27 protein-coding genes and 1 tRNA gene are annotated in these 26,760 nt (G+C 71.4%); 16 read left to right on the top strand and 12 right to left on the bottom strand.

The genetic code is table 11. From position 1 onward, the window contains the following. Positions 1 to 42 precede the first annotated feature (42 nt). Positions 43 to 300 carry a hypothetical protein gene (locus ASF49_RS16045; protein ID WP_156653055.1) on the top strand — a complete coding sequence of 86 codons (258 nt, stop codon included), beginning with the start codon at positions 43 to 45 and terminating at the stop codon, positions 298 to 300. Here the strand turns inward: ASF49_RS16045 and ASF49_RS16040 are convergent. From ASF49_RS16040 to ASF49_RS16015, 6 genes are all read right to left on the bottom strand, one after another. Beyond that, entirely contained in the window at positions 284 to 1,366 is a 1,083-nt protein-coding gene (locus tag ASF49_RS16040; protein WP_056474930.1) for an ABC transporter permease, read from the bottom strand. The genes ASF49_RS16045 and ASF49_RS16040 overlap by 17 nt on opposite strands. Continuing rightward, positions 1,363 to 2,286, bottom strand: a complete 924-nt coding sequence (locus ASF49_RS16035; protein WP_056474927.1) for an ABC transporter permease — start codon at positions 2,284 to 2,286, stop codon at positions 1,363 to 1,365. The genes ASF49_RS16040 and ASF49_RS16035 overlap by 4 nt, the downstream gene beginning before the upstream one ends. Then, complete coding sequence (locus ASF49_RS16030) at positions 2,283 to 3,881, bottom strand: peptide ABC transporter substrate-binding protein (protein WP_056474924.1); 1,599 nt, start codon at positions 3,879 to 3,881, stop codon at positions 2,283 to 2,285. The genes ASF49_RS16035 and ASF49_RS16030 overlap by 4 nt, the downstream gene beginning before the upstream one ends. 4 nt (positions 3,882 to 3,885) lie before the next feature. Further along, positions 3,886 to 4,320 carry a GlcG/HbpS family heme-binding protein gene (locus ASF49_RS16025; RefSeq protein ID WP_056474923.1) on the bottom strand — a complete coding sequence of 145 codons (435 nt, stop codon included), beginning with the start codon at positions 4,318 to 4,320 and terminating at the stop codon, positions 3,886 to 3,888. A gap of 70 nt (positions 4,321 to 4,390) precedes the next feature. Next, positions 4,391 to 5,374 (bottom strand): alpha/beta fold hydrolase, encoded by a 984-nt coding sequence (locus ASF49_RS16020; protein WP_056474914.1) that lies wholly within the window; start codon positions 5,372 to 5,374, stop codon positions 4,391 to 4,393. Between the two features lie 415 nt (positions 5,375 to 5,789). Then, positions 5,790 to 7,664: an ABC-F family ATP-binding cassette domain-containing protein gene (locus tag ASF49_RS16015; RefSeq protein WP_056474911.1), complete on the bottom strand. Its 1,875-nt coding sequence runs from the start codon at positions 7,662 to 7,664 to the stop codon at positions 5,790 to 5,792. Between the two features lie 183 nt (positions 7,665 to 7,847). Here ASF49_RS16015 and ASF49_RS16010 point away from each other — a divergent pair, with 183 nt between their 5' ends. The 4 genes from ASF49_RS16010 to ASF49_RS15995 are packed head-to-tail and all read left to right on the top strand — an operon-like array spanning position 7,848 to position 11,299. Beyond that, positions 7,848 to 8,540 carry a Crp/Fnr family transcriptional regulator gene (locus ASF49_RS16010; RefSeq protein WP_055952878.1) on the top strand — a complete coding sequence of 231 codons (693 nt, stop codon included), beginning with the start codon at positions 7,848 to 7,850 and terminating at the stop codon, positions 8,538 to 8,540. Between the two features lie 16 nt (positions 8,541 to 8,556). Then, on the top strand, positions 8,557 to 9,639 hold the full coding sequence (locus ASF49_RS16005; RefSeq protein WP_056474908.1) for an ABC transporter ATP-binding protein: 1,083 nt from the start codon (positions 8,557 to 8,559) through the stop codon (positions 9,637 to 9,639). 2 nt (positions 9,640 to 9,641) lie between these two features. Further along, positions 9,642 to 10,529 (top strand): ABC transporter permease, encoded by an 888-nt coding sequence (locus ASF49_RS16000; protein ID WP_056474906.1) that lies wholly within the window; start codon positions 9,642 to 9,644, stop codon positions 10,527 to 10,529. Continuing rightward, positions 10,526 to 11,299: an ABC transporter permease subunit gene (locus ASF49_RS15995; protein ID WP_056474904.1), complete on the top strand. Its 774-nt coding sequence runs from the start codon at positions 10,526 to 10,528 to the stop codon at positions 11,297 to 11,299. The genes ASF49_RS16000 and ASF49_RS15995 overlap by 4 nt, the downstream gene beginning before the upstream one ends. 10 nt (positions 11,300 to 11,309) lie before the next feature. Here ASF49_RS15995 and ASF49_RS15990 read toward each other — a convergent pair whose 3' ends face one another. Next, on the bottom strand, positions 11,310 to 13,184 hold the full coding sequence (locus tag ASF49_RS15990) for an AsmA family protein (RefSeq protein ID WP_056474901.1): 1,875 nt from the start codon (positions 13,182 to 13,184) through the stop codon (positions 11,310 to 11,312). A gap of 348 nt (positions 13,185 to 13,532) precedes the next feature. Between ASF49_RS15990 and ASF49_RS15985 the strand changes: the two genes are divergently transcribed. From ASF49_RS15985 to ASF49_RS15975, 4 genes are all read left to right on the top strand, one after another. Beyond that, a complete protein-coding gene (locus ASF49_RS15985; protein ID WP_056474898.1) occupies positions 13,533 to 14,261 on the top strand; it encodes a CoA transferase subunit A in 729 nt (242 codons plus the stop codon). Between the two features lie 23 nt (positions 14,262 to 14,284). Next, positions 14,285 to 14,944: a 3-oxoacid CoA-transferase subunit B gene (locus ASF49_RS15980; RefSeq protein ID WP_056474894.1), complete on the top strand. Its 660-nt coding sequence runs from the start codon at positions 14,285 to 14,287 to the stop codon at positions 14,942 to 14,944. 149 nt (positions 14,945 to 15,093) lie between these two features. Next, complete coding sequence (locus ASF49_RS24260; protein WP_200930070.1) at positions 15,094 to 15,267, top strand: hypothetical protein; 174 nt, start codon at positions 15,094 to 15,096, stop codon at positions 15,265 to 15,267. A 180-nt stretch (positions 15,268 to 15,447) separates the two neighbouring features. After that, positions 15,448 to 15,744, top strand: a complete 297-nt coding sequence (locus tag ASF49_RS15975; RefSeq protein WP_056474891.1) for a hypothetical protein — start codon at positions 15,448 to 15,450, stop codon at positions 15,742 to 15,744. A gap of 171 nt (positions 15,745 to 15,915) precedes the next feature. Here ASF49_RS15975 and ASF49_RS15970 read toward each other — a convergent pair whose 3' ends face one another. Beyond that, on the bottom strand, positions 15,916 to 16,410 hold the full coding sequence (locus tag ASF49_RS15970; RefSeq protein WP_056474889.1) for an HD domain-containing protein: 495 nt from the start codon (positions 16,408 to 16,410) through the stop codon (positions 15,916 to 15,918). Between the two features lie 210 nt (positions 16,411 to 16,620). On the opposite strand from ASF49_RS15970, the gene ASF49_RS15965 reads away from it, so the two are divergent. Together ASF49_RS15965 and ASF49_RS15960 are read left to right on the top strand one after the other, a co-directional pair. Continuing rightward, a complete protein-coding gene (locus ASF49_RS15965) occupies positions 16,621 to 17,034 on the top strand; it encodes a hypothetical protein (RefSeq protein WP_056474887.1) in 414 nt (137 codons plus the stop codon). A 329-nt stretch (positions 17,035 to 17,363) separates the two neighbouring features. After that, positions 17,364 to 17,717, top strand: a complete 354-nt coding sequence (locus tag ASF49_RS15960) for a DUF3140 domain-containing protein (protein WP_056474885.1) — start codon at positions 17,364 to 17,366, stop codon at positions 17,715 to 17,717. Between the two features lie 76 nt (positions 17,718 to 17,793). On the opposite strand, the gene ASF49_RS15955 is transcribed toward ASF49_RS15960, so the two are convergent. Beyond that, positions 17,794 to 17,869, bottom strand: a tRNA-Ala gene (locus tag ASF49_RS15955). Positions 17,870 to 17,990: 121 nt separating this feature from the next. Here ASF49_RS15955 and ASF49_RS15950 point away from each other — a divergent pair. Continuing rightward, on the top strand, positions 17,991 to 18,293 hold the full coding sequence (locus ASF49_RS15950) for a YggT family protein (protein WP_056474884.1): 303 nt from the start codon (positions 17,991 to 17,993) through the stop codon (positions 18,291 to 18,293). 92 nt (positions 18,294 to 18,385) lie between these two features. Then, positions 18,386 to 19,432, top strand: coding sequence for a MaoC family dehydratase (locus ASF49_RS15945; RefSeq protein WP_056474880.1), 1,047 nt, complete (start codon positions 18,386 to 18,388; stop codon positions 19,430 to 19,432). Positions 19,433 to 19,489: 57 nt separating this feature from the next. On the opposite strand, the gene ASF49_RS23810 is transcribed toward ASF49_RS15945, so the two are convergent. The 3 genes from ASF49_RS23810 to ASF49_RS15935 form a co-directional block, all read right to left on the bottom strand. After that, entirely contained in the window at positions 19,490 to 19,660 is a 171-nt protein-coding gene (locus ASF49_RS23810) for a hypothetical protein (RefSeq protein ID WP_156653054.1), read from the bottom strand. A gap of 79 nt (positions 19,661 to 19,739) precedes the next feature. Then, positions 19,740 to 20,540 (bottom strand): TSUP family transporter, encoded by an 801-nt coding sequence (locus tag ASF49_RS15940; RefSeq protein WP_056474877.1) that lies wholly within the window; start codon positions 20,538 to 20,540, stop codon positions 19,740 to 19,742. A 73-nt stretch (positions 20,541 to 20,613) separates the two neighbouring features. After that, positions 20,614 to 21,186, bottom strand: a complete 573-nt coding sequence (locus ASF49_RS15935) for a L,D-transpeptidase (RefSeq protein ID WP_056474874.1) — start codon at positions 21,184 to 21,186, stop codon at positions 20,614 to 20,616. A gap of 270 nt (positions 21,187 to 21,456) precedes the next feature. Here ASF49_RS15935 and ASF49_RS15930 point away from each other — a divergent pair, with 270 nt between their 5' ends. The 3 genes from ASF49_RS15930 (at position 21,457) to ASF49_RS15920 (ending at position 26,698) form a co-directional block, all read left to right on the top strand. Further along, the gene (locus ASF49_RS15930; RefSeq protein ID WP_056474871.1) at positions 21,457 to 21,882 is read left to right on the top strand and encodes a hypothetical protein; all 426 of its coding nucleotides are present in this window, start codon (positions 21,457 to 21,459) and stop codon (positions 21,880 to 21,882) included. 343 nt (positions 21,883 to 22,225) lie between these two features. Continuing rightward, a complete protein-coding gene (locus tag ASF49_RS15925; RefSeq protein WP_243214573.1) occupies positions 22,226 to 23,530 on the top strand; it encodes an efflux RND transporter periplasmic adaptor subunit in 1,305 nt (434 codons plus the stop codon). Positions 23,531 to 23,533: 3 nt separating this feature from the next. Further along, positions 23,534 to 26,698 (top strand): multidrug efflux RND transporter permease subunit, encoded by a 3,165-nt coding sequence (locus tag ASF49_RS15920; protein ID WP_056474867.1) that lies wholly within the window; start codon positions 23,534 to 23,536, stop codon positions 26,696 to 26,698. Positions 26,699 to 26,760 lie beyond the last annotated feature (62 nt).

The raw sequence follows: 26,760 nt of genomic DNA, 5'->3' as shown, positions 1-26,760 counted from the left end.
GATCTCGGCTGAACTCGGCGGGCTCGACCGGACGCCTCAGCGATGCCACGCCTTCACTTGCCCGTTCCCTCCGCCCTTCTGCTCGCCCTCACCGCCCTCGGAGTCCTGCCCGCCGCGGCGTCCGAGGCCGGGCGCGGCGCGGTTTCGCACAGCCTCGATCCGTGGCGCCTGCGCCCGAGCGACGTGGGAGCGCCGGAGGCGATGCCCGAGCGCGACGCGAAGGGCCGGCCGGTCTCGGAGATCCCGCAGGAGCGGCGGATGGTCCGCGTGGTCTATCCCGGCCTCACCGGTCCGCGCTGAGGCGCGGGTCGAGGGCGTCGGCGAGGCCGTCGCCCAGCACGTTCAGCGCCACCAGGGTGGCGACGAGGAACCCGGCCGGCGCGGCCAGCATCCAGGGCGCGGATTCGATGGCGCGCGAGCCCTCGGCGATGAGGGCGCCCCAGCTCGTGGAGGGCTCCTGCACGCCGAGGCCCAGGAAGGAGAGGAAGCTCTCCAGCAGGATCACTCGCGGCACCAGCAAGGTCGCCGCCACCGTGACCGGCCCGAGGGTGTTCGGCACGATGTGACGGCGCAGGATCGCGGCGGCGGACAGGCCGAGCGCCTCGGCGGCCCGCACGAAGTCGCGGTGGCGCAGGGACAGGGTCTGCGCCCGGGTGATCCGGGCCATGTCGAGCCATTCGACCGCGCCGATGGCGAGGAGGATCAGCCCGAGCCCGGCCCGGAAGAACACCAGCAGCATGATCACGAAGAACACGAAGGGCAGGGCGTAGAGCACGTCGACGACGCGCATCATCAGCGCGTCGACCCGGCCGCCGGCATAGCCCGCCACCGCGCCGTAGGTGACGCCGATGAGGAGCGCGACGCCGGTGGCGACGAGGCCGATGAGCAGGGAGACCCGGCCGGCGACGAGGCTGCGGCTGAGGAGGTCGCGCCCGAGCACGTCGGTGCCGAGGGGAAAGTACAGCCGCCGCACCGGAGCCTCCACGGCGAGGCGGCGCCCGTCCTCGGTCTGCGAGACGATCGTGGCGGGGCCGAACAGGTCCGAGCGGGGCAGGTAGCTCAGCGCCCGTTCGTTGATCGGGTCTCGCGCCGACAGGGTGACGTGCAGCCGCCCGTCCGCGACCCGGATGTCCGCGGCCGTCACCCGCATCCGGAAGGCGAGGCGCTCCACCGCCGGCGCGATCGCCTCGGGCCGCGGATGGGCCCGGAGCGAGGGCGCGGTGCGCACGAGGTCGGGATAGATCCGCCCCGGATCGTGCCCGGTGAGCGGGGGGCCGGCGAGGCAGGCGAGGGCGACCAGGGCCAGGACGGCCAGGGCCGCCACGGCCCCCCGGTTGCGGGCGAGCCGCGAGAGGGCGCGCCTCACCGGGCCGCCCGCAGGCGCGGATCGAGGAGGCCGTAGAGGAGGTCGGCCACCAGGTTGAGGGCGATCACGAAGAGCGCCACCAGCACGACGGTGCCCATCACCAGGGTGTAGTCGCGGTTGAGCGCCCCATCGACGAAGTAGCGGCCGATGCCGGGCAGGCCGAAGATGGTCTCGACCACCACAGAGCCGGTGAGCAGGGAGGCCGCCGTCGGCCCGAGGATCGCCACCACGGGCAGCAGGGCGCCGCGCAGGGCGTGGCGGGCGATGCGGCGGGGCGGCAGGCCCATGGCGCGCTGGGTGCGGATGGGTTGGGCGGCCAGCACGTCGCCCAGGGAGGCACGGGTGAGCCGGGCCAGCGCCCCGACCTGGGGCAGGGCCAGGGTGACGACCGGGAGCACGAGGTTGGCCGGCGCGCCGTTCTCCCAGCTGCCCACCGGCAGCCAGCGCAGGGTCAGGCCGAAGACGATCTGCAGCAGGGGCGCGACCACGAAGGTCGGCACCGCCAGCGTCAGCCCAGCGGTGAGGCTGACGAGGCGGTCGACGGCGCTCCCACGGCGGAAGGCCGCCAGCGCGCCGAGGCCGATGCCGAGCCCGAGGGCCAGCGCCAGGGCGAGGGCGCCGAGCGTCATCGAGACCGGCAGGCCGCGGGCGAACAGGTCGCCGACGGTGAGGTCGCGGAAGGAGAACGAGGGTCCGAAGTCGCCGGTGAGAAGGGCGCCGAGGTAGCGCCCGTACTGGACGATCAGCGGCTGGTCGAGGCCGTAGACCCGGGCGAGGTTCGCCATGGCGGCCGGCGGGAGGGGCCGCTCCAGGTCGAAGGGGCCGCCGGGCGCGAGCCGGATCAGGAAGAAGCTCAGGGTCACCACCGCGAACAGGGTCGGGATCGCCTGGAGCAGGCGGCGCAGGACGAAGCCGATCACACGCTCAGCCTCAGGAAGCGCGTCGGCGCGGCGTTGCGCAGGTTCGGGTGGTAGCCGGAGAGGCGCGGCGCGATCAGGGCCTTCGAGCGGGTGTGCATCACCGGAATCCAGGGCAGCTCGGTGACCACGATGGTCTCGGCCTCGTAGAGGAGGTCGGCCCGCCGGGCCATGTCGCGCTCGGCCGCCGCCCGGCGCATCAGGGCGTCGTAGGCGGGGTTGGCGTAGCGACCGGGATTCATACCCTCGTTGCTGCTCTCCAGCAGGAACAGGAAGTTCTGCGGGTCCGAGTAGTCGGCGATCCAGGACATGCGCGCCACGTCGAAGTCGCCGCCGTCGCGCAGGTAGGCGACGTGGGTCTTCGCATCGGTGTAGACGAAGCGGGTCTCGATCCCGATCCCGCGCCACATGTCGGCGATGGCGAGCGCGGTGTTGCGGTTGTTGTCGCTGGTGTTGAAGCGATATTCGAGCCGCAGGGGCCGCCCCTCGCCGAAGCCGGCCGCGGCCAGCAGCGCCCGGGCCTCGTCCTCGCGGTCGATCGGCAGGGCCTCGCGCCCGGCGGTCTCGGGCGGCGTTCGGGAATGGTCGAGGCCGGGCGGGCACAGCGAGTAGGCCGGCTCCATGGTCTCGCCCCAGAGTTTCTGGGCCAGGAACTCGCGGTCGATGACGAGGGAGAGCGCGCGCCGCACCCGGACGTCGTCGAAGGGCGCCTTGCGGGTGTTCACCGCGAGCGCGTAGAGGCCGAGGGCGGGACCGAGCACAACCTGACGCCCGAAGCGCGCCTTGAGCGAGGCGATCTGGTCGCCGGGCAGGTCGGCGAGCGAATCGATCTCGCCGGCCGCGTAGCGCCGGACCGCGCTCGACAGGTCCGGCGTCGGCAGGAAGGCGACCTGCGGGATCGCCACCCCGGCGGCCGCATGGAAATGCGGGTTGCGCTCCAGGGTGATGCGGTCGTTCGGCACCACCTCCGCCAAGCGGTAGGGGCCGTTGGTCACGCTGTTGCCGGCCCTGGCGAAGGCGTCGCCGTAGCGGGCCAGGGAGGGCGGATGCACGGGCAGGGAGGTCTGGTGCGTCAGGAGTTCGAGCAGGTACGGCGTCGGCTGCTCCAGGCTCAGCACCAGGCGCCGCTCGTCCGGGGCCGAGACACCCAGCGCCTCGGGCGGCAGCGCGCCCTGGTTCACGGCGCGGGCGTTCTTCAGGGGAAACAGGACTTCGGCGTACTTCGCCGCCGTGACGGGCGCCAGGATGCGCCGGAGGGCGAAGACGAAGTCGGAGGCCACGACCGGGTCGCCGTTCGACCAGCGCCCGTCCGCGCGGAGGGTGAAATCGTAGGTCAGGCCGTCCTCGGACAGGGTCCAGGCGATGGCCGCCCCCGGGATGATCGCGCCGTGATTGTCGTAGGTGAGCAGGCCCTCGTAGAGGTCGCGCAGGATATGCGCCTCGGCCACCGTCGAGGATTTGTGCGGGTCGAGGGTCTCGGGGTCCGCATCGTTGCCGCGCCGGTAGAGATCGCCCGGCGCCGCCGCGGCCCGGCCGCCGCCGGCGGCCAGGAGCGCCGCACCGCCGACGAGCCAGTGCCGCCGATGCGGGCGCAGCATCGCCTCAGGCGCCGGTCTGCGCGGTGAGCCCCGCCGCCTCGATGCCCGCCACCGCGCAGAGCTCGTCGTTGTCGGAGGTGTCGCCCGAGATGCCGACCGCGCCGATCACGGCCTCCCCCTGGCGGATGAGCACCCCGCCCGGCACCGGCACCAGGGCGGCGGGGCCGACGAGATGGCTGACGGCGGCGACGAAGTAGGCCTGTTCCTCGGCGCGCTTGTGGATCGCCCGGCCGCCGAGTCCGAGGGCGAGGCAGCCATTGGCCTTGCCCATCGCCACCTCCGCCCGGCGCAGCGACGTCCCGTCCTCGGCGCCCAGCGCCTTGAGGGCGCCGCGCGCGTCGTAGACCACCACCGCCAGGGGCTTCAGCTTGTGGGCGCGGGCGGTCTCCAAGGCGGTGGCGACGATGGTCTGGGCGGCGGCGAGGGTGAGGTCGGACATCGGGGCTCCGGGTTCTTGTCGAGCGGGCGTGCCCCTCGACTAACCCGGCGCGGTGCGGGCGACCAGGGGCTCAGCGCGCCAGCCCCGCCAGGAAGGCGTCGTAGCGGGCGGCGACCTCGGGCAGGCGCTCGAAATGCGGGAAGGCGCCCGTCTCCAGAACGTCGATGGTCCAGCCCGGATCGCCGCGGAAGCGGTCGGCGTGGCGGTAGTCGACGAAATCGCCCCGGGTGCCGTGGATCATCCAGACCGGCCGGTCGAGGCGGGGATAGACCCGGCCCGTCTCGGTGGCGAACAGGTGTCCGGCCAGGAACGAGAACGGGGCGAACTCCGCTCCGGGCTGGTGGGCCGCGATCTGGTCGTATTCGAGAAGCCCCTCGTCGATGGCGCGCGACCCCCAGGTCTTCTCCAGGAAGAAGCGCATGCTCGGGCGGCTGACGAGGAGGTCGAACAGCGCCCGGCCCCAGAGCGGATAGGCCGCCACCGCCCGGGCCGTGTCGCTGCCGGACGGGTTGCGGCGCTCGAAGCGCTTGTCGAATCCGGTCGGGCTGATCAGGCCGAGGCTGCGATAGTCGCCCGGCCGCGCCAGGGCGGCCCGGGCCAGGAATTCGGACGACAGGGAGAGCGCCACCGCGTCGATGGCGGCGCCCCCGTGCCGGTGCCGGATCTCCGCCGCCATGGCGTGGACCGCCGCCGTCATCAGCTCCGGCGTGTAGACCCGGTCGCTGCGCTCGGAGAAGCCGAAGCCCGGCAGGTCGAGGGCGTAGACCGGGCGCGTCTTCGCGTAGTGGAGATAGAGCGGCCGGACCTCGTAGGCGTTGGCCGCCGCGTTGACGGAGTGGATCAGCAGGAGCGGCACGCCTGCCTCCGGTCCGCTCGCGTAGTAGGACAACCCGCCGGCCTCGCTTCCCAGGCAGGCCTGCCGGCCGGGTAGGGCGGGCGGCATCCGGCGATGATGGTCGATGCCGAGGCGGCTGTAGGCGATCCAGGCCCCGGCGGCGCCGAGCGGCAGCAGCGCCAGCAGGGGCGCGAGCCGGCGACGGTGGGCATCGGGCATCGTCGGGGTCCCCTCGGGTTGCGCGCGGTCGGAAACGCCCCGGGGCGAAGGATGTTTCCCATTCGGGGCCGGCGGTGTCAGGGGGATCGGGCCGGCGCGGGTTCCGCCGCCTGGAGAGCCTTCGATCGGCGCTCCGGCCTTTCCGGGACCAGACCGCGTTCCGTTCCCCCTTGCGGGGAGAGGTCCGGAGTGGGGGTGGTCGGGTGCCCCTCGACCGGGTCAGGCCGGCAGTGCCGCCCCCACCCCCGTCTCCTCCCCGCCAGGGGAGGGAGGGCCGCGTCGCGGTGGACCGGGGGCATGCGAGATTGTTCGGCCCGTCCGCTCCTTGGACGGGAGCCTGCGCCATGAGCCCGCCGAGCGATGGATCATGGCATCGCGGTTCTCCAGCCCTGCCATCATCGCGGCGCGACCGCGCTCAGGCCGTCGCGCCCTCGATCTCGCCGCTGAGCTCGAGCCACTCCTCCTCGGCCGCTTCCAGGGCCGCGGCGGCGTCGGACCGCATCTTGGCGAGTTCGCCGGCCTTGGCCGGGTTCGCCTGGAAGGCGGTGCCGTCGGCGAGCGCCGCGTCGATCTTGGCCATGGCGTCGGTGAGCTTCTTCATCCGCGCCTCGACGCCCTCGAGCTTCTTGCGCAGGGGCGCGAGGGCGACGCGGCGGTCGGCGTTGGAACGGCGCTCCACCGCCTTGGCGCCGCCGGTCGATTCGGGGACGGCCTTCTCGGCCTCGCGCTCCGGCCCGGCGAGCACGTAGCGGCGGTAATCGTCCATGTCCCCGTCGAAGGCCTTCACGCTGCCGTTCGAGACGAGCCAGAGACGGTCGGCGCAGGCCTCCACCAGGAAGCGGTCGTGGCTCACCAGGATGACGGCGCCCTCGTAGTCGTTGATCGCCTCCACCAGGGCCTGGCGGCTCTCGATGTCGAGGTGGTTCGTCGGCTCGTCGAGGATGAGCAGGTGCGGACCGCGGAAGGCCGCGAGGCCCATGAGCAGGCGCGCCTTCTCGCCGCCGGAGAGCTGGGAGACCGGCGTCTCCGACTTCGTGCCCGAGAAACCGAGGCGGGCGGCCGCGGCGCGAGCCTTCGATTCGGGCACGTCCGGCATCAGGTCGCGGACATGGGCGTAGGCGCTTTCGGCCGGGCGCAGCTCGTCGAGCTGGTGCTGGGCGAAGTAGGCGACCTCCATCTTGGAGGAGCGGCGGAGCTCGCCGCTCAGGGGAGGCAGGCGCCCGCCGATGAGCTTGCAGAAGGTCGACTTGCCGTTGCCGTTGGCGCCCAGCAGCGCCACCCGGTCGTCGGGGGCCAGGCTCAGGTTGAGGCCCGAGAGCACGATCCGGTCCGGGTAGCCCGCCTGCACCCGCTCCATCGCGACGATGGGCGGCGAGAGCGGCCGCTCCGGGCTCGGCAGGCGGAAGGCCGGCACGTCGTCCTCGATCACCGAGGCGATGATCTCCATCTTGGCGAGGCGCTTGACGCGGGACTGGGCCTGGCGCGCCTTGGTCGCCTTGGCCTTGAAGCGGTCGACGAAGCTCTGGAGATGCGCCCGCTCGGCATCCTGCTTGGCCTTGGCCTTGGCCTGGAGCACGCGCTTCTCGGCCACCTGCCGGGCGAAGCTGGTGTAGCCGCCCTTGTAGATGCCGAGCTTGCCCCGATCGAGATGCAGGATGTGGTCGACGCACTCGTCGAGGAGGTCGCGGTCGTGGCTGATGATCACGGCCGTGCGGGGATAGCGCTCCAGGTAGTCGTAGAGCCAGATCGTGCCCTCGATGTCGAGGTAGTTGGTCGGCTCGTCGAGGAGCAGCAGGTCGGGCTCGGAGAACAGCACCGCCGCGAGCGCCACGCGCATGCGCCAGCCGCCGGAGAAGTCCGAGCAGGGGCGCCCCTGCGCCTCGGCGTCGAAGCCGAGGCCGTGCAGGATGGCCGCCGCGCGGGCCGGCGCCGAGTGCGCCTCGATGTCCACGAGCCGGGTCTCGATCTCGGCCCGCCGGATGCCGTCCGCGTGCTCGGCCTCGGCCATCAGCCGGGCGCGCTCGGTGTCGGCGGCCAGCACCACCGCGTGCAGGGTCTCGGGTCCGGCCGGCGCCTCCTGGGCCACCGCGCCGATGCGCATGCCCTTGGGCATCGACACCGTGCCGCCCTCGGTGGGCAACTCGCCGAGGATCGCCTTGAACAGGGTGGTCTTGCCGGCGCCGTTGCGCCCGACGAGGCCGACGCGGGCGCGGTCCGGGATGACGAAGGTGGCGCCGTCGAGGATCAGGCGCTCGCCGATGCGGTAGGTGAGATCGTTGACGCGGAGCATGGCGCGCTTTTGCGGGGTCGGCGCCTCACTGGCAAGCGGCCCCGGGCGCCGACCCGCCACCGGGGCGGAACGTTGGCGCGGACTTCGCATCCACGCCTATCGGCGGGCGAGCGATCGGGAACGCTTGACCCAGGAATTGCACGGCGTATCGATCAGCTTCGATTCGCGACGGGGGCAGGACGCGTGACCACAGGACGGCTGACGACCATCCCGTTCTTCAAGGAGCCGGGAATCGAGCTGTCCGTCTACGAGACGCGCTGCCACTGGCGTCGCTTCGACGAGAACGAGGTGCTGGTCGATTACGACGACGTCTCCACCGACGTCTACTTCCTGGCCTCCGGCGAGGTGCGCATCCTCAACCGCTCGCAATCGGGCAAGGAAGTGATCCTGGGCGAGATGCGCGGCGGCGCCTTCTTCGGCGAGCTCGCGGCGCTCGACGGCATCGGCCGCTCGGCCAACGTCACGGCGCTGACCCGCGGCGAGGTCTGCGTCGTGCCCGCGCCCGTGTTCCGGCAGATCATCTTCGCCTCCGAGGCCATCGCCGACCGGCTGTTCCGCCTGCTCGCCAAGCGCGTGCGCGAACTGAACACCCGCCTGATGGAGCACGCGCTCCTCGACCTGCGCCACCGCCTCTATGCCGAGCTGCTGCGCCTGTCGGTGCCCCGCGCTGGCGGCGACGGCGAGCGTGTGGTGACCCCGCCGCCCTACCACCACGTGCTCGCCGCCCGCATCGGCTGCCGCCGCGAGCAGGTGACGCGGGAATTCACCGTGATGGCCGCCGACGGCCTGATCGACCGGACCCGCGGCGCCCTGGTGATCCGCCGGCCCGACCTGCTCGAGGCCCGCGTCGCGGAAGCGTTGCGCGAGGACAGCTGAGATCCCGGCACCCGCGATGGCGTCGACGCATGGCCCCGACCCGGCCGGCCTCCTCACCTGCGCCGGCCTCGGCAAGCGCTTCGGCGCGCACGCGGCTCTGGCCGACCTCGACCTCACCCTGCAGGCCGGCGAGTTCGTCTGCCTGCTCGGGCCGTCGGGCTGCGGCAAGAGCACGCTGCTGCGCCTGATCGCCGGGTTCGAGACCCCGAGCGCCGGCACGATCCGCCTCGGCGGGGCCGACATCACCGCAGACCCGCCGCATCGCCGGCCGGTCAACATGATGTTCCAGTCCTACGCCCTGTTCCCGCACATGAGCGTGGCCGCCAACATCGCCTACGGCCTCTCCGGGCTCAGGCGGGCGGCGCGCCAGGCGCGGGTGGACGAACTCCTGCGCCTGGTGCGCCTCGACGGATTCGGCCCGCGCCCGCCCGACACCCTGTCGGGCGGGCAGCGGCAGCGGGTGGCCCTGGCCCGCGCTCTCGCGCGCTCCCCACGGGTGCTCCTCCTCGACGAGCCGCTCGGCGCCCTCGACCGCGCCCTGCGCGAGGAGACGCAAGGGGAGCTGCGCGCCCTGCAGCGGCGCCTCGGCACGGGCTTCATCGTGGTCACCCACGACCCGGCCGAGGCCCTGGCGCTGGCCGACCGCATCGGCGTGATGGACCGCGGCCGCCTCGTGCAGATCGGCGACGGGGCGAGCCTGTACGAGCGCCCGGCCAACCGCTTCGTCGCCGGGCTCCTCGGCGACGTGAACCTGATCCCGGGCCGGGTCTCGGCGCGCGACCCGGCCGGCCTCGCCCGCCTCGACACCGCCCTCGGCCCCCTGCGCGCCGGCGGCGCGGCCGAGGGGGAGGGGATCATCGCCCTGCGGCCCGAGCGGATCGCGCTGGCCCGCGTCCCGTCCGAGGATGGCCCCGACCTCGCCGGGCAGGTGGTCGAGACGACCTTTCTCGGCGACCGGATCCGGATCCAGGTCCGGCTCGCCGACGGCACGGTCTGGCGGGTGAGCGCGCCCACCGACGCGGACGCGCCCGCCGTCGGAGAGACGGTCCACCTGTCGTATCCGCCGGAGCGGGCCTGGCTGATGCCGGCGGAGGCGTGAGCATGCGGCGCCTGCTTCCGGTCCTGCCCGCCCTCTGGCTCGCCGCCTTCGTGCTGCTGCCGGTGATCCTGACCCTGAAGATCAGCCTGTCGACGCCGGCCACCGCGCAGCCGCCCTACCTGCCCGTGCTCGACTGGAGCGCCGGGATCGAGGGCTGGGGCAGCTTCCTCGAAGCCCTGGACTTCACCAATTTCGAGACCCTGGCGGGCGACGCCCTCTACCGCGACGCCGCCCTGTCGTCCCTGACGCTCGCGGCCATCGCCACCGCGATCCTGGCCCTGATCGGCACCCCGATCGCCCTGGCGATGGCCCGTGCCCCGGAGCGCTGGCAGCCGCTCCTCGTGGCGCTCCTCATCGTGCCGTTCTGGACGAGCTTCCTGATCCGCATCTACGCCTGGATCGCCATCCTGAAGCCCGAGGGCCTGCTCAGCGCCGGGCTGATCAGGCTCGGGCTGATTTCGCAGCCCCTGGAGATCCTGAACACGCAAGGAGCGGTGCTGATCGGGCTGACCTACGCCTACCTGCCCTTCATGGTGCTGCCGCTCTACGCGGTCCTCGCCAAGCTCGACCCGCGCCTGCCCGAGGCCGCGGCCGATCTCGGCGCCGGGCCGGTGCGGGTGTTCTGGAGCGTGACCCTGCCGCTGGCGCGGCCGGGGCTGAGTGCGGGGGCGCTGCTCTGCTTCGTGCCGATGGTCGGCGAGTTCATCATCCCGGACCTGCTCGGCGGCTCGGACACCCTGATGCTCGGGCGCGTGCTGTGGAGCGAGTTCTTCTCCAACCGCGACTGGCCGCTCGCCTCGGCCGTGGCGATCCTGGTCCTCGTCCTGGTGGTCGGCCCGCTGGTCCTGTTTCGCGAGGACGAGGCGGCCGCACGGGAGGCGGGCCGGTGAGGGCGCTCGACCGCCTCGCCCTGATCCTCGGGCTCGGCTTCCTCTACGCGCCGATCCTGATCCTGGTGGTCTACTCCTTCAACGCCTCCGCCCTGGTCACGGTCTGGGGGGGATTCTCGACCCGCTGGTACGGGGTGCTCGTCGCCGACGTTCCCTTGCGCGAGGCGGCCGGGGTCTCCCTCGCGGTGGCGCTCGCCTCGGCCGCGCTCGCGACGGTCTTCGGGACGCTCGCGGCCCTGGCCCTCGACCGGGGCGGGCGCTTTGCCGGCCGCCGGCTCTTCACCGGGCTGATCTACGCGCCGCTGGTGATGCCGGAGGTGATCACCGGGCTGTCGCTGCTGCTGCTCTTCGTCGGCTTCGGCCTCGATCGCGGCCTCCTCACCCTCGTCGTCGCGCACGCGACCCTCGGGCTCGGATTCGTCGCGGTGATCGTCGGCGCGCGCCTGCGCGGGCTCGACCGGTCGCTGGAGGAGGCGGCGGCCGATCTCGGGGCGCATCCGGGCCGGGTCTTCGCCACCGTCACCCTGCCGCTGATCGCCCCCTCCCTGGCGGCGGCCTTCCTCCTCGCCTTCACCCTGTCCCTCGACGACCTCGTCATCGCGAGCTTCGTCTCCGGACCGGGCGCCACCACGCTGCCGATGCGGCTCTACAGCCAGGTTCGGCTCGGGGTGAACCCGGAGATCAACGCCGCCTCGACGCTCCTGGTCGGCACCGTCACCGCCCTCGTGCTCACGGCCTCCTGGCTGACCGGGCGCAAAGGCGTGGCCTGACCCATCCCGGTCACGGCGCGTAGGCGCGGACCCCGGCGGGAAGCGCCAGCCCGGCAGCCGGCAGGCGCAGGGGATTGGCCGGCGTGACCCTGCCGCCGCGCAGGTCCGGCGCGGCGTCGGGGGCGAGGCTGCGCACGTCGAGGCTGCCGAACGGCCCTGCGATCAGGAAGCGCATCGGGAAGCGCCGGTCCGAGGCCGAGCCCCGGGCGACGACCTCCGCGAGGGTGTCGCAGCGACGGTCCGGCAGCGACAGGGTCCCGCGCAGGGAGGCGGCGAGGATGGTGCCCTCCAGCGCGCCCTCGGTGATCTCGCCGACGCCGTCGCGGAAGCGAAGGTTCAGGGTCGCGCGATCGAAGGCGGTGCGTCCGACTCGCGGGGCCGGCATGCGGCTGCGCAGGGCGGCCTCGGCGAGGTCGATCCCCAGGAGGGTGCCGCCATCGACCGTCATCGCCGCGTGTCCGTCGAGGTGCCGCAGGAACCCGTGCAGGTCGGCCCCGGTCCCCTCGGCCTGGAACTGTCCCTGCGCGCCGCCGAGGACCCAGGTCTCCGGCCGCAGTTCGGCGGGGAGCACCGCGAGGTCGAGCCGGTCGAAGGCGCCCTGGACCTTGGCCTCGGTCACGGATGCGTCCCGCGCCGACGCGGCCAGGGCGAGGCGGCCCTTCAGGGTGCCGCCGCCCAGGGAGGCGCGGTTCAGGGACGCCTCGATGTTGCCGTCCCGGACGAGGACGCTGGCGGCGAGATCCTCGGCCAGGATCGGGCCGAACCGGACCGCGCCCGCCGAGATCCGCAGGTCGAGGTCGCCGCCGGTATAGGGGGCGAGGGCGATGTCACGGGTGCGCCAGTCCGGGGCGCCGGGCCGCGCGGGGGTGACCCCGAAGGTCCTCAGCACGTCCGCCAGCATGGGGGCGAGATTGAGCGTCTCGGCGGCCAGGGTCGCCTGGACGGCCGGGCGGTCGCGCCCGAACGAGACGGCGCCCGCCCCCTCGAGGCGGTTGTCGCCGAAGGCCACCCGGACGTTGGGCAGCAGGAGCTGGCGCCCGTTCATCTCGAAATTGCCGGTCATCCCGAACGGACCGACGAAGGGCGACAGGGCGACGCTGCCCCCGGCCCAGGCCAGGGTCTCGGGCAGGGAGCGGGTGTCGAACTGGCCGAGCCCGGTGAGCGTCAGCCCCTCGGCCCGGACCAGGCCGCTGCCCTCGGCGGTCAGGGTCCCGCCGGTCCAGCTCGCGCTGAGGGAGAAGGGCGTCGTGCCGCCGTCGAGGAGATCGGCCACCCGCAGGCCCGAGATCGCGAAACGCGTCGGCATGGCGCTCCACTGGAAGCTGCCGAAGATCTCGGCCTGGGCGCTCCAGAGGGGCCAGGACAGGGTCAGGTCGAGGTCGCGCGCGGTCTGGGGCGAGCCGTCGCGGGGGTCGAGGCCCGTGGCCGTGGCCCGCGACAGGGTGATGCGGCGCGGATGCGAGCTGCCGTCGGCGCCGAGCCGCGCGTTGAGGAGGCGGATCGGCTCGGCCCAGCGCGTGTCGTCCTCGCCCGAAGCCAGGTGCAGGGTCGCGCCGTCGAGGCCGAGGGCGCTCACGTCGATGCGTCCGGTGAGCAGGGCGATCAGGCTGAGCTGGAGCGAGAGCGCGCCGCCCTCGGCCAGGACCGGCCCGTCCCGGCGTCCCGCGGTGAGCCTGACCGCGCGGAAGCCGAGGCGGGGCAGCGGCAGCAGCGTGATCTCGGTCGGTCCCTCGGCGGTCATGGCCAGCCCGTAGGTGCGGGCGAGTTCGCGCGCGACGGCGCTCCGCAGGCGCGGCGTCCCGACCGACCAGGGCAGGCAGGCGGCCCAGAGGGCGGCGACGAAGGCCCCGAGGCTCAGGAGCGAGAGGAGGCGGCGCAGCGGCATTCCACTCCGTCCGGCGGGAGGGACGCGCGGCGGAGCGCGCGATCGACGATGGGATGGGCGCGTCGGGCCCCGGCGGCCGCGACGCGCGGAAGAACCGGCGACCCATCCCTGATAAGCCTCGGCGCCCGGCTTGTCTCCCCGGCCCCTCGGGTGCACCCCGAGCCATCCACGGCCCGTCGCGGCGGATCGCTCACGCGGACCCTGGAGTGTCCGGCCCGCTCGGGCCGGCCCGGGGCTGTGCCGCGCAGTGCAAAATGTAACGGCCGCATCGCGACAAGGGCTTGGCAGGACGCCGCTTTCGCGTGACGGTCGCGCCGACCAAGAACAGAACCATACAGGAGGGCATCCATGAAGAAGGTTTATCCCGACGCCACGGCGGCGCTGGCCGGCGTGCTGAAGGACGACATGATGATCATGTGCGGCGGCTTCGGCCTCTGCGGGATCCCCGACGCCCTGATCGAGGCGATCCGCGCGTCGGGCGTGAAGGGCCTCACCGTGGTGTCGAACAATGCCGGCATCGACGGCGTCGGCCTCGGCAAGCTCCTCGAGACCCGCCAGGTCGCCAAGATGATCTCGTCCTATGTGGGCGAGAACAAGGAATTCGCCCGGCAGTACCTCGGCGGCGAACTGGCCATCGAGTTCAACCCGCAGGGCACCCTGGCCGAGCGCATCCGCGCCGGCGGCGCCGGCATCCCGGCCTTCTACACCAAGACCGGCGTCGGCACCCTGATCGCCGAAGGCAAGGACGTGCGCGCGTTCGACGGCGAGGACTACGTGATGGAGCGCGGCCTCTTCGCGGACCTCGCCATCGTCCATGCCTGGAAGGGCGACACCGAGGGCAACCTGATCTACCGGAAGACGGCGCGGAACTTCAATCCGATGATGGCGACCGCCGCCGCGATCACCGTGGCGCAGGTCGAGCATCTCGTGCAGCCCGGCGAGATCGATCCGGACACCATCATCACCCCCGGCATCTTCGTGAAGCGCATCGTCCACGTGCCGGAGCGCGAGAAGCGCATCGAGCAGCGCACCACCCGCAAGCGCGGCGAGCCCGCCGCGCCCGCCGCCGCCGTCTGAGAGCCGAGCTAAGGAGAACCATCATGGCCTGGACCCGCGAACAGATGGCCGAGCGCGCCGCGAAGGAGCTGCAGGACGGCTTCTACGTGAACCTCGGCATTGGCATCCCGACCCTCGTCTCGAACTACATCCCGGACGGGATGTCGGTGCAGCTGCAATCCGAGAACGGCATGCTCGGCATGGGACCCTTCCCGTACGAGGGCGAGGAGGATGCCGACCTGATCAACGCCGGCAAGCAGACGATCACCGCGCTGCCGACCACCAGCTACTTCTCCTCGGCCGAATCCTTCGGGATGATCCGCGGCGGGCACATCAACCTGTCGATCCTCGGCGCCATGCAGGTGGCCGAGAACGGCGACCTCGCCAACTGGATGATCCCGGGCAAGATGGTGAAGGGCATGGGCGGCGCCATGGACCTCGTGGCCGGCGTCAAGAAGGTGGTGGTGGTGATGGAGCACACCGCCAAGGGCAAGGACGGCTCGGAGAGCCCCAAGCTGCTGGCCGCCTGCGACCTGCCGCTCACCGGCACCCACGTGGTCGACATGGTCATCACGGATCTGGGCGTCTTCACCATCGACAAGAAGGGCGAGGGCGGCATGACCCTGGTCGAGCTCGCCGACGGCGTCACCGAGGACGAGGTCCGCGCCAAGACCACGGCCCGCTTCACCACGCAGCTCGCCTGAGGATCGCCGCCGGGCGGCGCCCGCGCCCCCCGCTCGGCGAAACCGAGACCCGCCCGGCTCCGGCCGCGGCGGGTTTTTGCTGCCCCGAGGGTCCCCGCCGGCCGGCGCCGCCCTACCGTAAGGCGCGGGTCCTCACGGGAGCGAACGACATGGCAGTGGTATCCAAGCAGGTGATGGAGGAAGGCCGCGCGGCCAAGCAGGCCGGCCAGCCGGATTCCGTCAATCCCTATCCGGCCGGTTCGCAGAACAGCGCGGACTGGCTCGAGGGCTACACCTACGACGAGGACGAGCAGAACACCGACCGCGCCGAGAGCGACACCTGAGCGCCACGCGGGGCCGGCGCTGCTGGCCCTGCACGGATGCGACCGACGTCCATCGCCAGTCAAGCCCCACACGAGCCGGCGTAACACGACCGGCCGGATGGTATTCCCCGAAGAATTTGAACAATCGATCGGGGCTCCGCGTTGGTCGACCAGATATCAATGACTGGGAGACAACGCAGCATGTCTATCAAGATCCTGGCTTTCGCCGGCTCCATCGCCCTGGCCCTCACGGGTTCCGCCTTCGCGCAGACCGGCACCGGTGCCGGTTCGAGCGAGCGCAACATGAACAATCCGGCCAGCGTGAAGAGCAACGGCGAGAAATCGATGGACCGGATGGGCGGCCCCGCCTCCACTGGGTCCACCATGGCGCCGGCCGGCACCTCCGGCGGCCCGAGCACGGCCACGGTCGGCGCGCCCGGCGGCAGCACCGGCGGCAACGGCGTGACCGGCAGCGGCGCGGCTCCCAGCGGCAAGTGATTCTTCGAGACTTCGAGACTAAGTGATTCTTCGAGACCAAGTGATGTCCCGGGACCGAGTGATGTCCCGGGACTGAGCCTCCCGAAGCCACCGCCTCCGGCCGATCGGGCGGGAGGCCGATCCCGAAATCCGAGCCCCGCAGCGACGCTGCGGGGCTTCTTCATGCCCCGCCTACGCCCCGGTATAGCCGAGGCGGCCGGCGGCCTCCCTCAGGCGGCCGAAGGCCAGGGCGTAGCGCTCGCGCAGGGCCTCGCCGCCGGGCAGCGTCCGGTCCGGGCTGAGATTGTCCTCGGTATCGGACATCTTGATCAGCAGCGCCCCGAGGTGATCCTTGGCGATCAGGGCCGAGATCCGCGCATCGTAGGGCACGCGCTCCGCCGGCTTCGTCAGCATCGTCACCATGGCGATCACCGCCTCGGAGAAGCCCTCGGCCCGCAGGGCGATCGGCGTGGTCGGGGTGTCCTCGAGGACGTCGTGCAGGATCGCGGCCTGCATCACCTCCATCGGCTCGATGGCGAGGCGATCCACCGATTTGGCGTGGCCGGCCCGCCCGACCGCCGCGTTGGCGACCCGCTCCAAGTGGCGGATATAGGGTTGCCCGCCCTTATCGATCTGCCCCGCATGCGCGATCATCGCGAAGCTGTGGGCCTCGAAGATGGATGCCATGCCGCGCGTTCCTCTCGGGTCGGGTCTGCCGGCCGGGTAGACCATCCCGAGCCGCGAGTCACAAGCATTTGCGCGCCCGGGCCGGACGGCCCGGAAACGGGACGGCGCCGGCCGGTAACGTTAGCTGCCCGTTAAGCGGAACCGTCGAAATCAGGGGACGTGCCGGGGCGTTCGCCCGGCCGTTCGAGTGCAGCGTGAGGACAGTGGCGTATGGGCAGCGTTCCGGCGACGATGGACAATGTGGTCCCCTTCCGACGCACCCTCCGCCCCCAGCCGTCGGCCGCGGCTCCGTCGGTCCCGCGCGGCGGCCTGGCGGCCCGGCGCAGCGAGCAGCGCGCGCTGATGGATTCGGTCTACGCGACGGGCAGCCTCGCGGTGGCCGCGGGCGACCGGGAGACCAAGCTGATCGCGGCCCGCCTCCAGGTCTACGGCTTCGTGCTGATCGAGGAGATCGGCGCCGACGGCACACCCCGGCGCCTGCGTCCTTCGGAGGCCATCCGCGCCCGGACCGACTCGCCCTGGCGCCTCTCGAAGGCGAGCTACGGCGCGGGCGCCGGCCTGGCGGTGACCATCCCCTCCGTCGACGACTTCCTGTTCGACCAGCCCACCGACCGTCCGGCCTGACCGGGCGCTCCGTCACGGGGCGGCCTGTGGCCGCCGGGAGACATCGGCAGTTTCCTCATCCGGGCCGTAGTTCTGATCATCGAATTCTTAGGCCGGGCATGAGATGAAGGATCTCGTTCCACTCCCGGCCATACCGCCATGCTGACCGCTTCAGAAAACATCGTCATCCAGCACCGTGAGATCGTCGCCGTCCTGGTGACCTACGGGATATTCCTGGCCGGCGTGATGGGCGTGGCCTGGTTGATCGCCTGAGCGGACGCGCCGTCGCGGGGCCGGAACCCCGCGGCCGACGGCCCGGTTTTCCGCCCGAGATTTCGGGAGAGAACCGCATGGCAGCCAAGGCCGACGACCACGCCGAGACCTACGAGGCGTTCCACGATGCCGTGAACATGACCGCGGCCAAGCTGGAAGCCTTCCTGGAGACCGACGAGAGCCAGTCGGTCGGCCAGAAGACGAAGGGCGGCGAAGCGACGGGCCACCGCGAGGGTCGGCGAATCGTGGAACTCCTGCGCACCAAGAAGACCGATCTCAGCGACGACGACTACGCCCACATGGCCAAGGTCGTCGGCTACGTGCATCGTCACCTGAAGCAGGGCGGCCCCAAGGAGGCCGACAAGGTGAAGGATTCGCCCTGGCGCCTGTCGCTGATGAACTGGGGCCACGATCCGCTGAAGGGCGCGTGAGGGGAGCCCGCGCGGGCTCCGCATCCTGTCGGTCGTCCGGATGAAACCACCGGCGTTCCCGCATGCTGGGGAAACCTGGTGGAGCTGAGCGGGATCGAACCGCTGACCTCCGCAGTGCGATTGCGGCGCTCTCCCATCTGAGCTACAGCCCCGTTCCGGGGTGGCGGCCTTTTAGGCTCGCGCACGCCGACCTGTCAATTCCAGAAATCCTGCTGCTTTGCGTGCGCGTGATGCGCCTCGCGGGCGCGGGTCACGAGGACATCGTTTCCGCGCATGAACGCCTTCATCTGGCTCTTCGACACCGTCGTGCAGCTCTACATCTACGTCCTCATCGCCAGCGCCGTCCTGAGCTGGCTCGTGGCATTCAACGTGGTGAATGTCCGCAACCCGATCGTCTCCCAGATCGGCGAGGTGCTCTACCGCCTCACCGAGCCGGTGCTGCGCCCGATCCGCAACATCCTGCCCAATCTCGGCGGCGTCGACCTGTCGCCGATCGTGCTCGTCCTGCTGCTGCTCTTCGCCAGCCGTCTGCTCCACGAATTCGTGCCGACGCAGACCTACGTCTACACGCGCTGAGCCGAGGGGCTCCCGAGGGGCGGGACGCAACGACGACCCGCCCGACACAAGAAACCGACGCGCAACCGCGCCGCCCTGGGAACGAGACCGTCATGAAGACCAATCCCGGCCGCTTCTTCGAGGATTACCGCCTCGGGGAGACCATCCGCCATGCCACGCCCCGCACGGTCACCCAGGGCGACGTCGCGCTCTACACCGCGCTCTACGGCCCGCGCTTCGCCGTGCAGTCCTCCGACGCTTTCGCCCGCGCCATCGGCTATCCGCAGAGCCCCCTCGACGACCTGCTCACCTTCCACGTGGTCTTCGGCAAGACCGTGCCGGACATCTCCCTCAACGCCCTGGCCAATCTCGGCTACGCCGAGGGCGGCTTCCGCCGGCCGGTCTATCCGGGCGAGACCCTCTCGACCGTCTCCGAGGTGATCGGCCTCAAGGAGAGCTCGAACCGCCAGACCGGCGTGGTCTATGTCCGCTCCACCGGCTCGGACGCCAACGGCGAGACCGTGCTGAGCTACTGCCGCTGGGTGCTGGTGAAGAAGCGCGATCCGGAGGCGACGATCGCCCGGGAGCACGTGCCGACCTTCGCCAAGGTGGTGGACCCGGCCGACCTCGCCGGTGCCCTGCCACCCCTGAACGCCGGTGCCTACGACTGCGCGCTCGCCGGCTCGCCACACCGCTTCGGCGACTACGTCGTCGGGGAGCGGATCGACCACGTCGACGGCATGACCGTCGAGGAGGCCGAGCACCAGATCGCCACGCGCCTCTACCAGAACACCGCCAAGGTGCATTTCGACGGCTACGCGGCCAAGGACACGCGCTTCGGCCGCCGGCTGATCTACGGCGGCGTCGTGATCTCGCTCGCCCGGGCGCTGAGCTTCAACGGCCTCGGCAACGCCTTCGCCCTGGCGGGCATCAATGCCGGGCGCCACGTCGCCCCGCTCTTCGCCGGCGACACCGTCTATGCCTGGAGCGAGGTGCTGGAGACCGCCGAGCTGCCGGGCCGCAGCGATATCGGGGCGCTGCGCCTGCGCACGGTCGCCACCAAGAACCAGCCCTGCGGCAACCACCCCGACAAGGTCGGCGACGCCTACGACCCGGCCGTGATCCTCGACCTGGATTACTGGGCCTTCATGCCGCGCTGAGGGGCCTCACCCCGGGACCCGCGGCCGCGACCGGCCGGCGGCTCGGCGACACCCAAGTCAGCGCCGGACGATCTCGCGCAGACCATCGGTCAGGATGGGGGTGCCGATCGCGCCCAAGGCCAGCCCGAACACAGCCTCCGGGGTTCGCGCGAAGCGCTCCCGGATCCGCCGCACCGGTCCGGTCGCGACGGGATCCTCGACGATGTTCGGCTTCGTCCGAAGCCGCACGCCGCGCCTCCGAACGGCCGGCCCCCTTGAAACCAGGAACCGGATGGCGGGTCGTCGCAGGCGGACCGGTGATCGGCGATCAGCCGCCGAACCATCCGAGCACGGCGCGCCGCAGCGGGTTGGCCGGGTCGGAGAGGAGGCGCAGCGCCATCACGCAGGCGATGGTGACGAGGAGGGGGCGGATCAGCCGCGCGCCCATGCGGATCGCCAGGCGCGAGCCGATCTGCGCGCCGAGGAAGGCGCCCACCGCCATCGTCAGGCCGATCGCCCAGACCACGTGGCCGCCCAGGGCGAACAGGGCGAGGCTGCCGAGATTGCTCGCGGCGTTGGCGAGCTTGGTGTGGGCTGTGCCCCTGACCACGCCGAGGCCGAGCAGGGTCACGAAGCCGATCATGTAGAAGGCCCCCGCGCCGGGGCCGAACACGCCGTCGTAGAAGCCGACGGCCGGTGCCCAGGTCAGGGCGAACCAGTTCGGCGTGATCCGCGCGGTGGCGTCCTCGTTGCTCATGCGCTTGGCGGTCGCGAAGTAGATCGCGATGGCCACGAGCAGGATCGGCACCGCGGCGTCGAGGACGGCGCGCGGCAGCAGGCTGACGCAGAGCGCACCGGCGACGGAGGCGCAGCCGGCGCTCACCGCGATCTTCCAGGCATCGGGCCAGTGGATCAGGCGGCGGCGCGCGAAGGCGAGGGTCGAGGAGACCGCGCCGGCGCTGCCCTGGAGCTTGTTCGTCGCGATCGCCGAGACGGGATCGAGCCCCGCGAGCAGCAGGGCCGGGACGGTGAGCAGGCCGCCGCCGCCCGCGATCGCATCGACGCAGCCGGCCGCCACCGCGACCGCGAACAGGCCCGCGATCAGGCCGATATCCACCCCGAAGATCATCCCGTCCTCACGTCATGGTCCAGTGAAGACCGACTGGAGGCGGGATGGAGGATGGGAGCGCCGGAGGCGCGGCTCAGTTGCGGACGACGACCCTCGTGCCGACCTTGGCGCGATCGTAGAGGTCGACGATGTCCTTGTTGGTCATGCGGATGCAGCCCGAGGAGACGGCGGCGCCCATGGTCTCGGGCTCGTTCGAACCGTGGATACGGTAGAGCGAGGAGCCGAGGTAGAGCGCCCGCGCGCCGAGGGGGTTGTCCTGGCCGCCGGCCATGAAGCGCGGCAGGTCGGGGCGGCGCGCCAGCATCTGCGACGGCGGGCGCCAATCCGGCCATTCCTTCTTCATGGTCACGCGCTTCTCGCCGGACCACGAGAAGCCCTGGCGACCGACGCCGACGCCGTAGCGCACGGCCTGGCCGGCGCCGAGCACGTAGTAGAGCCGGCGCTGGCTGGTCGAGACCACGATCGTGCCGGGCTTTTCCGTGCCCTTCCAGGCGACGGTCTCGCGGGGGATCGCCTGCTCCTTGAAGATGTTCATGAAGTCGGCGATGGGCCCGCTGTCGAACGGGTTTCCGGCGAAGGCCGGTCCGGTCGATACGGTCAGGGCCGCCGCCAGGGCGGATGCGGCGAGAACGCGGCGCGTCTGCATGGTCTGTCCTCCTGCCGTGAACCGGCAAAGGGCGGGCGCGGAGGCCCGGCTTTCCCGGAGGCATGTGGTCGGGGGCGAGAGCCTTGGCGGGATGGAGCGGGGTGGTCAACCGAGCCTCGGCGGAACGGGCCGCCCCTGTGTGATCCCGGCAACGCCTCGGATCCGCGGGTCCCGGGGAACGGCCCGGGGCACCTGACACAATGCCGCAGGAACTTGCGGCCCAGGCTGGCCAGCCCCAGACTCGTGACCGTGAGCAGCCCAACAAGCCATATGGCCAGTGCCGCCGATGCGGGTCCGTCCGCCTGTGCCGATCCGGCGCGGGCCGGCCGGCATGGGCTCGGTCGTCATGGGCTCGGCTGTGCGCTCGGCACGGCGGTGTCGGGTCTCCTCGCCCTGCTGTTCCTCGTCTGCGCGATGCTGCCCCTCCTGCAGGGCTCGGGCGACGCCCCACGCGGGTTCGAGCGTCACGCCGCGATGGCGGCGACGACGGTTCCGAACGCCCCCGACCTGCTGGCGCGGATCTCCGTCGGGATGGTCGACCTCGACGAGGCGGCCGGCAGCGTCTCCCAGCAGCGGATCGTCCCGATCGGCCGGCACGAGCCGAAGCGCCTCGGCCTGCCGCGCGCCGCGGTGGACTGTGAGACCCGCGCGATCTCGCCCCTGGAACGCCCGCCGCGGCGTGACCTCCTGATCTGAGCGGGCACCGGATCGCTCACGTTTGCGTGCGTCCGGACCGCACTTCGCGTGCCGGTGGTGCGCGTGTCGTCGGATCGCCCAGATTGTAGGCTAGGCGAGGATCGTCCCGGGCGATCCGGCCGCGGAGCGATTCGGCATGATCCAGCCTCGGCCAGATCCGGCCGCTCCCGCGCTCGCCGAAGTTGCAGCAGATCCCGATCCCGTCACGGCCATCCCGACATGGCCCGACGATTGCCACGGCCCGGCCCGCTCGCGGTGCATGAGGGCCCTGGACCCTGAACGCGGCGATGCCGGCCCCGGGGCCGAGCGCCTTTTGCCGAACTTTCGCAGGAGCGAAACGATCGTGACGTCCTTGAACCACCGCCTGTTCCGAACCCGGCCGACCGCGCTGGCGGCAGGCTTCGTGCTGGTCGCCCTCTCGGCCTGCAATCAGAAGCAGCAGGCGTCCGCGCCGGTCCCCGGGCCGGTCCCGGAGGTCGGCATCGTCACCGTCCGCGAGCAGCCGATCCCCTATCTGCGCGACCTGCCGGGCCGCGTCGCTCCCCTGCGGATCGCCGAGGTGCGCTCGCGCGTCTCCGGCCTCGTGGTGAAGCGCACCTTCGAGCAGGGCAGCCTCGTGAAGGAGGGCGACCTCCTCTACAAGATCGATCCGGCGCCCTTCGCGGTCGAACTCCAGAGCGCCGAGGCGGCACTCGCCCGCACGGAGGCCGCCCAGGTCCTCGCCAGCCAGCAGGCCGACCGCCTCGAGCAGCTGCTGTCGCGCCAGACCGCGAGCCAGGCCCAGTACGACAGCGCCTATGCGAGCCTGAAACAGGCCGAGGCCGAGGTCGCCGGCGCCAAGGCGACCCGGGACCGGGCCAAGCTCAACCTGAGCTGGACCGACGTCCGCGCGCCGATCTCGGGCCGCATCGGCCGGGCGCTCCTCACCGAGGGCACCCTGGTGGAGCAGGGGGGCGCGGCCAACCTCGCCACCATCCAGCAGCTCGACCCGATCTACGTCGACATCACCCAGTCGGTGGGCGAATTGAACAAGCTGCGCCGGGACCTCGCCAGCGGCGAGCTCTCGCGCCTCTCGGCCGACACCGCGAACGTGCACCTGATCATGGATGACGGCTCGCTCTACGGTTCGGCCGGCAAGCTGCTGTTCTCGGACGTCACCGCCGACCCCAGCACCGGCCAGGTGACCCTGCGCGTGCTGTTCCCGAACCCGCACGACGAATTGTTCCCCGGCATGTATGTCCGCGCCCGCATCAAGCAGGGCATCGACACCGACGCCCTGGCGGTGCCGCAGCAGTCGATCCAGCGCACCAGCGACGGCAAGGCCGAGGTCTGGGTCGTGCGGGACGACAGCAAGGTGATGCTCCAGCCCGTGGAGGTCGGCTCGGTGGTCGGCAACCAGTGGATCATCCGCTCCGGCCTGAAGGCCGGCGACCGGGTCGTGGTCGAGGGCGTGCAGAAGATCGTCGCCGGCCAGGAGGTGAAGACCGTCGAGCTCAAATCGGCCACCGAGGACCACGAGCCGAAGCCCCGCGACACCGACACGGCGGATGCCGATGCCGGCGCCAAGCCGGGCGAAGCGAAGGCCGATCCGACCAAGACCGATCCGAGCAAGGCCGGCGCGGCCAAGCCCGTCTCGCAGGTGCGCTGACCCATGGCTCGTTTCTTCATCGACCGGCCGGTCTTCGCCTGGGTCGTCGCCCTCTTCATCATCCTGGGCGGCGTGCTCTCGCTGCCCCTGCTGCCGGTGGCGCAGTACCCCGTGATCGCGCCGCCCTCGATCGCCCTTTCCACCGCCTTCCCGGGCGCCTCGGTGGAGAGCCTCTATACCGGCACGACCCGGCTCATCGAGGATGAGCTGAACGGTGCGGCCAACATCATGAGCTTCGAGTCGACCACCGACTCGTTCGGCTCGATCAACATCACCGCGACCTTCCTGCCGGGCACCGACCCGGCCCTCGCCTCGGTCGAGGTGCAGAACCGCCTCAAGCGCGTCGAGGCGCGGCTTCCCGCCGAGGTCCGACAGCAGGGCATCCTGGTCGAGGAGGCCTCGGCCGCGACGCTCAACATCATCACCCTGGTCTCGACCGACGGGAAGATGGACGAGATCGGGCTGGGCGACTTCCTCATCCGCAACGTGATCAACGAGATCCGGCGCGTGCCCGGCGTCGGCCGCGCGACGCTGTACTCGACGGAGCGCTCCCTGCGCGTCTGGGTCGATCCCGACAAGCTGCGCGGCCTGTCCCTGACGCCCGAGGACGTCACCGACGCGATCCGCAACCAGAACATCCAGATCGCGTCGGGCGCGGTCGGCGCCCAGCCGAGCCCGAGCAACCACCCGGTCTTCGCCCCGATCGTCGTGAAGGGCCAGCTCAACACCGTCGAGGATTTCGGCGCGATCGTGCTGCGGGCGAATTCCGACGGCTCCAACGTGCGCCTGCGCGACGTCTCCCGGATCGAACTGGGCGGCGACGCCTACCAGTTCTCGACCCGCCTCAACGGCGGCGAGGCGGCGGGCATCTCCGTCACCCTGGCGCCCGACGGCAACGCCCTCGAGACCGCCCAGGCCATCCGCGCCAAGATGGAGGAACTGTCGCAGTTCTTCCCGCCCGGTCTGAAGTGGGACATTCCCTACGACATCACCCCGGCCGTGAAGGCCTCGATCAAGAAGGTCCTGATGACCCTGGTCGAGGCGGTGGTGCTGGTGTTCGTGGTCATGTTCCTGTTCCTGCAGAACATCCGCTACACCCTGATCCCCACCATCGTCGTCCCGATCGCGCTGCTCGGCACGGTCACGGTGATGCTGCTGGCGGGGTTCTCGATCAACGTGCTGACCATGTTCGGCATGGTGCTGGCCATCGGCATCCTCGTCGACGACGCCATCGTGGTGGTCGAGAACGTCGAGCGCATCATGAACGAGGAGGGCCTTCCGCCCAAGGAGGCCACCCGCAAGGCGATGGGCCAGATCACCGGCGCGATCATCGGCATCACCCTGGTGCTCGTCGCGGTGTTCATCCCGATGGCCTTCTTCCCCGGGTCGGTGGGCATCATCTACCGGCAGTTCTCCATCGCGATGGTGACCTCGATCGGCTTCTCGGCCCTGCTCGCCCTGTCGCTGACCCCGGCGCTCTGCGCCACCCTGCTCAAGCCGATCGAGAAGGGCCACGGCCACGCCAAGGGCGGCTTCTTCGGCTGGTTCAACCGGATCGTCGACCGCGAGACGGCCCGCTACGGCCGCGGCGTCGCCGGGCTGATCAAGCGCTCCGGCAAGGTGATGATGCTCTACCTCGCCCTCTTGGTCGGGGTCGGCTTCGCCTTCCTGCGCCTGCCTGAGGGCTTCCTGCCCGTGGAGGACCAGGGCTTCTTCACCGTCGACATCCAGACGCCGCCCGGCGCCTCGTTCAACCGCACCCAGACGGCGGTGCGCGAGGTGGAGCAGTATCTCCTGGCCCGGCCCGGCGTGGCCACCGTGACGATGCTGAACGGCTTCTCGTTCTCGGGCCAGGGCCCGAACCTGAGCCAGGCCTTCGTCACCCTGAAGCCCTGGAGCGAGCGCGACGCGGCCAATTCCGCCAGCGCCCTCGTGGCCGACACCAACGCGGCCCTGGCCGGCTACCGCGACGCCATCGTCGACGCGCAGGAGCCGCCGCCGGTGGACAACCTCGGCAACGCCGCGGGCTTCTCGTTCCGTCTCCAGGACCGGGCGCTGCGCGGCTACTCGGCCCTGACGGCGGCCGAGTCGCAGCTGCTCACGCTCGCGAAGAAGAGCCCCATCCTGCAGAAGATGAAGATCGAGGGCCTGTCCCCGACCCCGCAGGCGGAGCTGATCATCGACCGCGAGAAGGCCGCCGCCCTCGGGGTCAAGTTCGAGGACATCAACAGCACGATCCAGGTCAATCTCGGCTCGGTCTACACCAACGACTTCCCCAACCAGGGCAAGATGCAGCGCGTCTACGTCCAGGCCGAGCAGCTGCAGCGCATGCAGGCCCCTGACCTGCTGAACTACGGGGTGAAGAACGCCACGGGCACCATGGTGCCGATGTCGTCCTTCGCCGAGTTGAAATGGGGCGTCGGTCCGTCGCAGATCGTCGGCTTCAACGGCTACCAGTCGGTCCGCTTCACCGGCGAGCCGGCCGCCGGCTACACCTCGGGCGACGCGATCGAGGAGATGGAACGCCTGATGCAGCAGCTGCCGAAGGGCTTCGGCTACGCCTGGACCGGCCAGTCGCTGCAGGAGAAGCAGGCGGGCTCCCAGGCCTCGCTGCTCCTCGGCCTCTCGATCCTGATCGTGTTCCTGTGCCTCGCCGCCCTCTACGAGAGCTGGTCGATCCCGTTCTCGGTGCTGCTGGTGATCCCGCTCGGCATCATCGGGTCGGTGGCGGCGGTGTACCTGCGCGGCCTGCCCAACGACGTCTACTTCAAGATCGGCATCATCACGATCATCGGTCTCTCGGCCAAGAACGCGATCCTGATCGTGGAATTCGCCAAGGACCTGTGGAAGCCCGGCAAGTCCCTGGTCGACGCCACCATCGAGGCCTCGGCCCTGCGCTTCCGCCCGATCGTGATGACCTCGCTCGCCTTCATCTTCGGCGTGGTGCCGTTGGCCATCGCCACGGGCGCCGCCTCGAAGAGCCAGCAGGCGATCGGCACCGGCGTGCTCGGCGGCATGATCTCGGCCACCATCCTGGCGGTGCTGTTCGTGCCGGTGTTCTTCGTGGTCGTGATGCGGATCTTCCGCCGAAAGGACGCCACCGAGGGCATCCAGCCCGAGGCGGAGCCCGGCGCGGTGCACGTGCCGCATCACGCGCCGGCCGAATAGGCCGGCGCAAGGGGCGCTCCCGCGGGGAGCCCCGGTGAATGCAGGCTTGACGCACAAGAAAA

Origin of the sequence: Methylobacterium sp. Leaf104, assembly GCF_001422885.1 — a bacterium.
Lineage (GTDB): Bacteria > Pseudomonadota > Alphaproteobacteria > Rhizobiales > Beijerinckiaceae > Methylobacterium.
This window is presented reverse-complemented; position numbering and strand designations above follow the sequence as displayed.

Coding starts and splice junctions, on each gene's coding strand:
- ASF49_RS16045 (WP_156653055.1), top strand. CDS start 43: ATGCCACGCCTTCACTTGCCCGTTCCCTCCGCCCTTCTGCTCGCCCTC.
- ASF49_RS16030 (WP_056474924.1), bottom strand. CDS start 3,881: ATGCTGCGCCCGCATCGGCGGCACTGGCTCGTCGGCGGTGCGGCGCTC.
- ASF49_RS16025 (WP_056474923.1), bottom strand. CDS start 4,320: ATGTCCGACCTCACCCTCGCCGCCGCCCAGACCATCGTCGCCACCGCC.
- ASF49_RS16020 (WP_056474914.1), bottom strand. CDS start 5,374: ATGCCCGATGCCCACCGTCGCCGGCTCGCGCCCCTGCTGGCGCTGCTG.
- ASF49_RS16015 (WP_056474911.1), bottom strand. CDS start 7,664: ATGCTCCGCGTCAACGATCTCACCTACCGCATCGGCGAGCGCCTGATC.
- ASF49_RS16005 (WP_056474908.1), top strand. CDS start 8,557: ATGGCGTCGACGCATGGCCCCGACCCGGCCGGCCTCCTCACCTGCGCC.
- ASF49_RS16000 (WP_056474906.1), top strand. CDS start 9,642: ATGCGGCGCCTGCTTCCGGTCCTGCCCGCCCTCTGGCTCGCCGCCTTC.
- ASF49_RS15990 (WP_056474901.1), bottom strand. CDS start 13,184: ATGCCGCTGCGCCGCCTCCTCTCGCTCCTGAGCCTCGGGGCCTTCGTC.
- ASF49_RS15985 (WP_056474898.1), top strand. CDS start 13,533: ATGAAGAAGGTTTATCCCGACGCCACGGCGGCGCTGGCCGGCGTGCTG.
- ASF49_RS15980 (WP_056474894.1), top strand. CDS start 14,285: ATGGCCTGGACCCGCGAACAGATGGCCGAGCGCGCCGCGAAGGAGCTG.
- ASF49_RS24260 (WP_200930070.1), top strand. CDS start 15,094: ATGGCAGTGGTATCCAAGCAGGTGATGGAGGAAGGCCGCGCGGCCAAG.
- ASF49_RS15975 (WP_056474891.1), top strand. CDS start 15,448: ATGTCTATCAAGATCCTGGCTTTCGCCGGCTCCATCGCCCTGGCCCTC.
- ASF49_RS15970 (WP_056474889.1), bottom strand. CDS start 16,410: ATGGCATCCATCTTCGAGGCCCACAGCTTCGCGATGATCGCGCATGCG.
- ASF49_RS15965 (WP_056474887.1), top strand. CDS start 16,621: ATGGGCAGCGTTCCGGCGACGATGGACAATGTGGTCCCCTTCCGACGC.
- ASF49_RS15960 (WP_056474885.1), top strand. CDS start 17,364: ATGGCAGCCAAGGCCGACGACCACGCCGAGACCTACGAGGCGTTCCAC.
- ASF49_RS15950 (WP_056474884.1), top strand. CDS start 17,991: ATGAACGCCTTCATCTGGCTCTTCGACACCGTCGTGCAGCTCTACATC.
- ASF49_RS15945 (WP_056474880.1), top strand. CDS start 18,386: ATGAAGACCAATCCCGGCCGCTTCTTCGAGGATTACCGCCTCGGGGAG.
- ASF49_RS15940 (WP_056474877.1), bottom strand. CDS start 20,540: ATGATCTTCGGGGTGGATATCGGCCTGATCGCGGGCCTGTTCGCGGTC.
- ASF49_RS15935 (WP_056474874.1), bottom strand. CDS start 21,186: ATGCAGACGCGCCGCGTTCTCGCCGCATCCGCCCTGGCGGCGGCCCTG.
- ASF49_RS15930 (WP_056474871.1), top strand. CDS start 21,457: ATGGCCAGTGCCGCCGATGCGGGTCCGTCCGCCTGTGCCGATCCGGCG.
- ASF49_RS15920 (WP_056474867.1), top strand. CDS start 23,534: ATGGCTCGTTTCTTCATCGACCGGCCGGTCTTCGCCTGGGTCGTCGCC.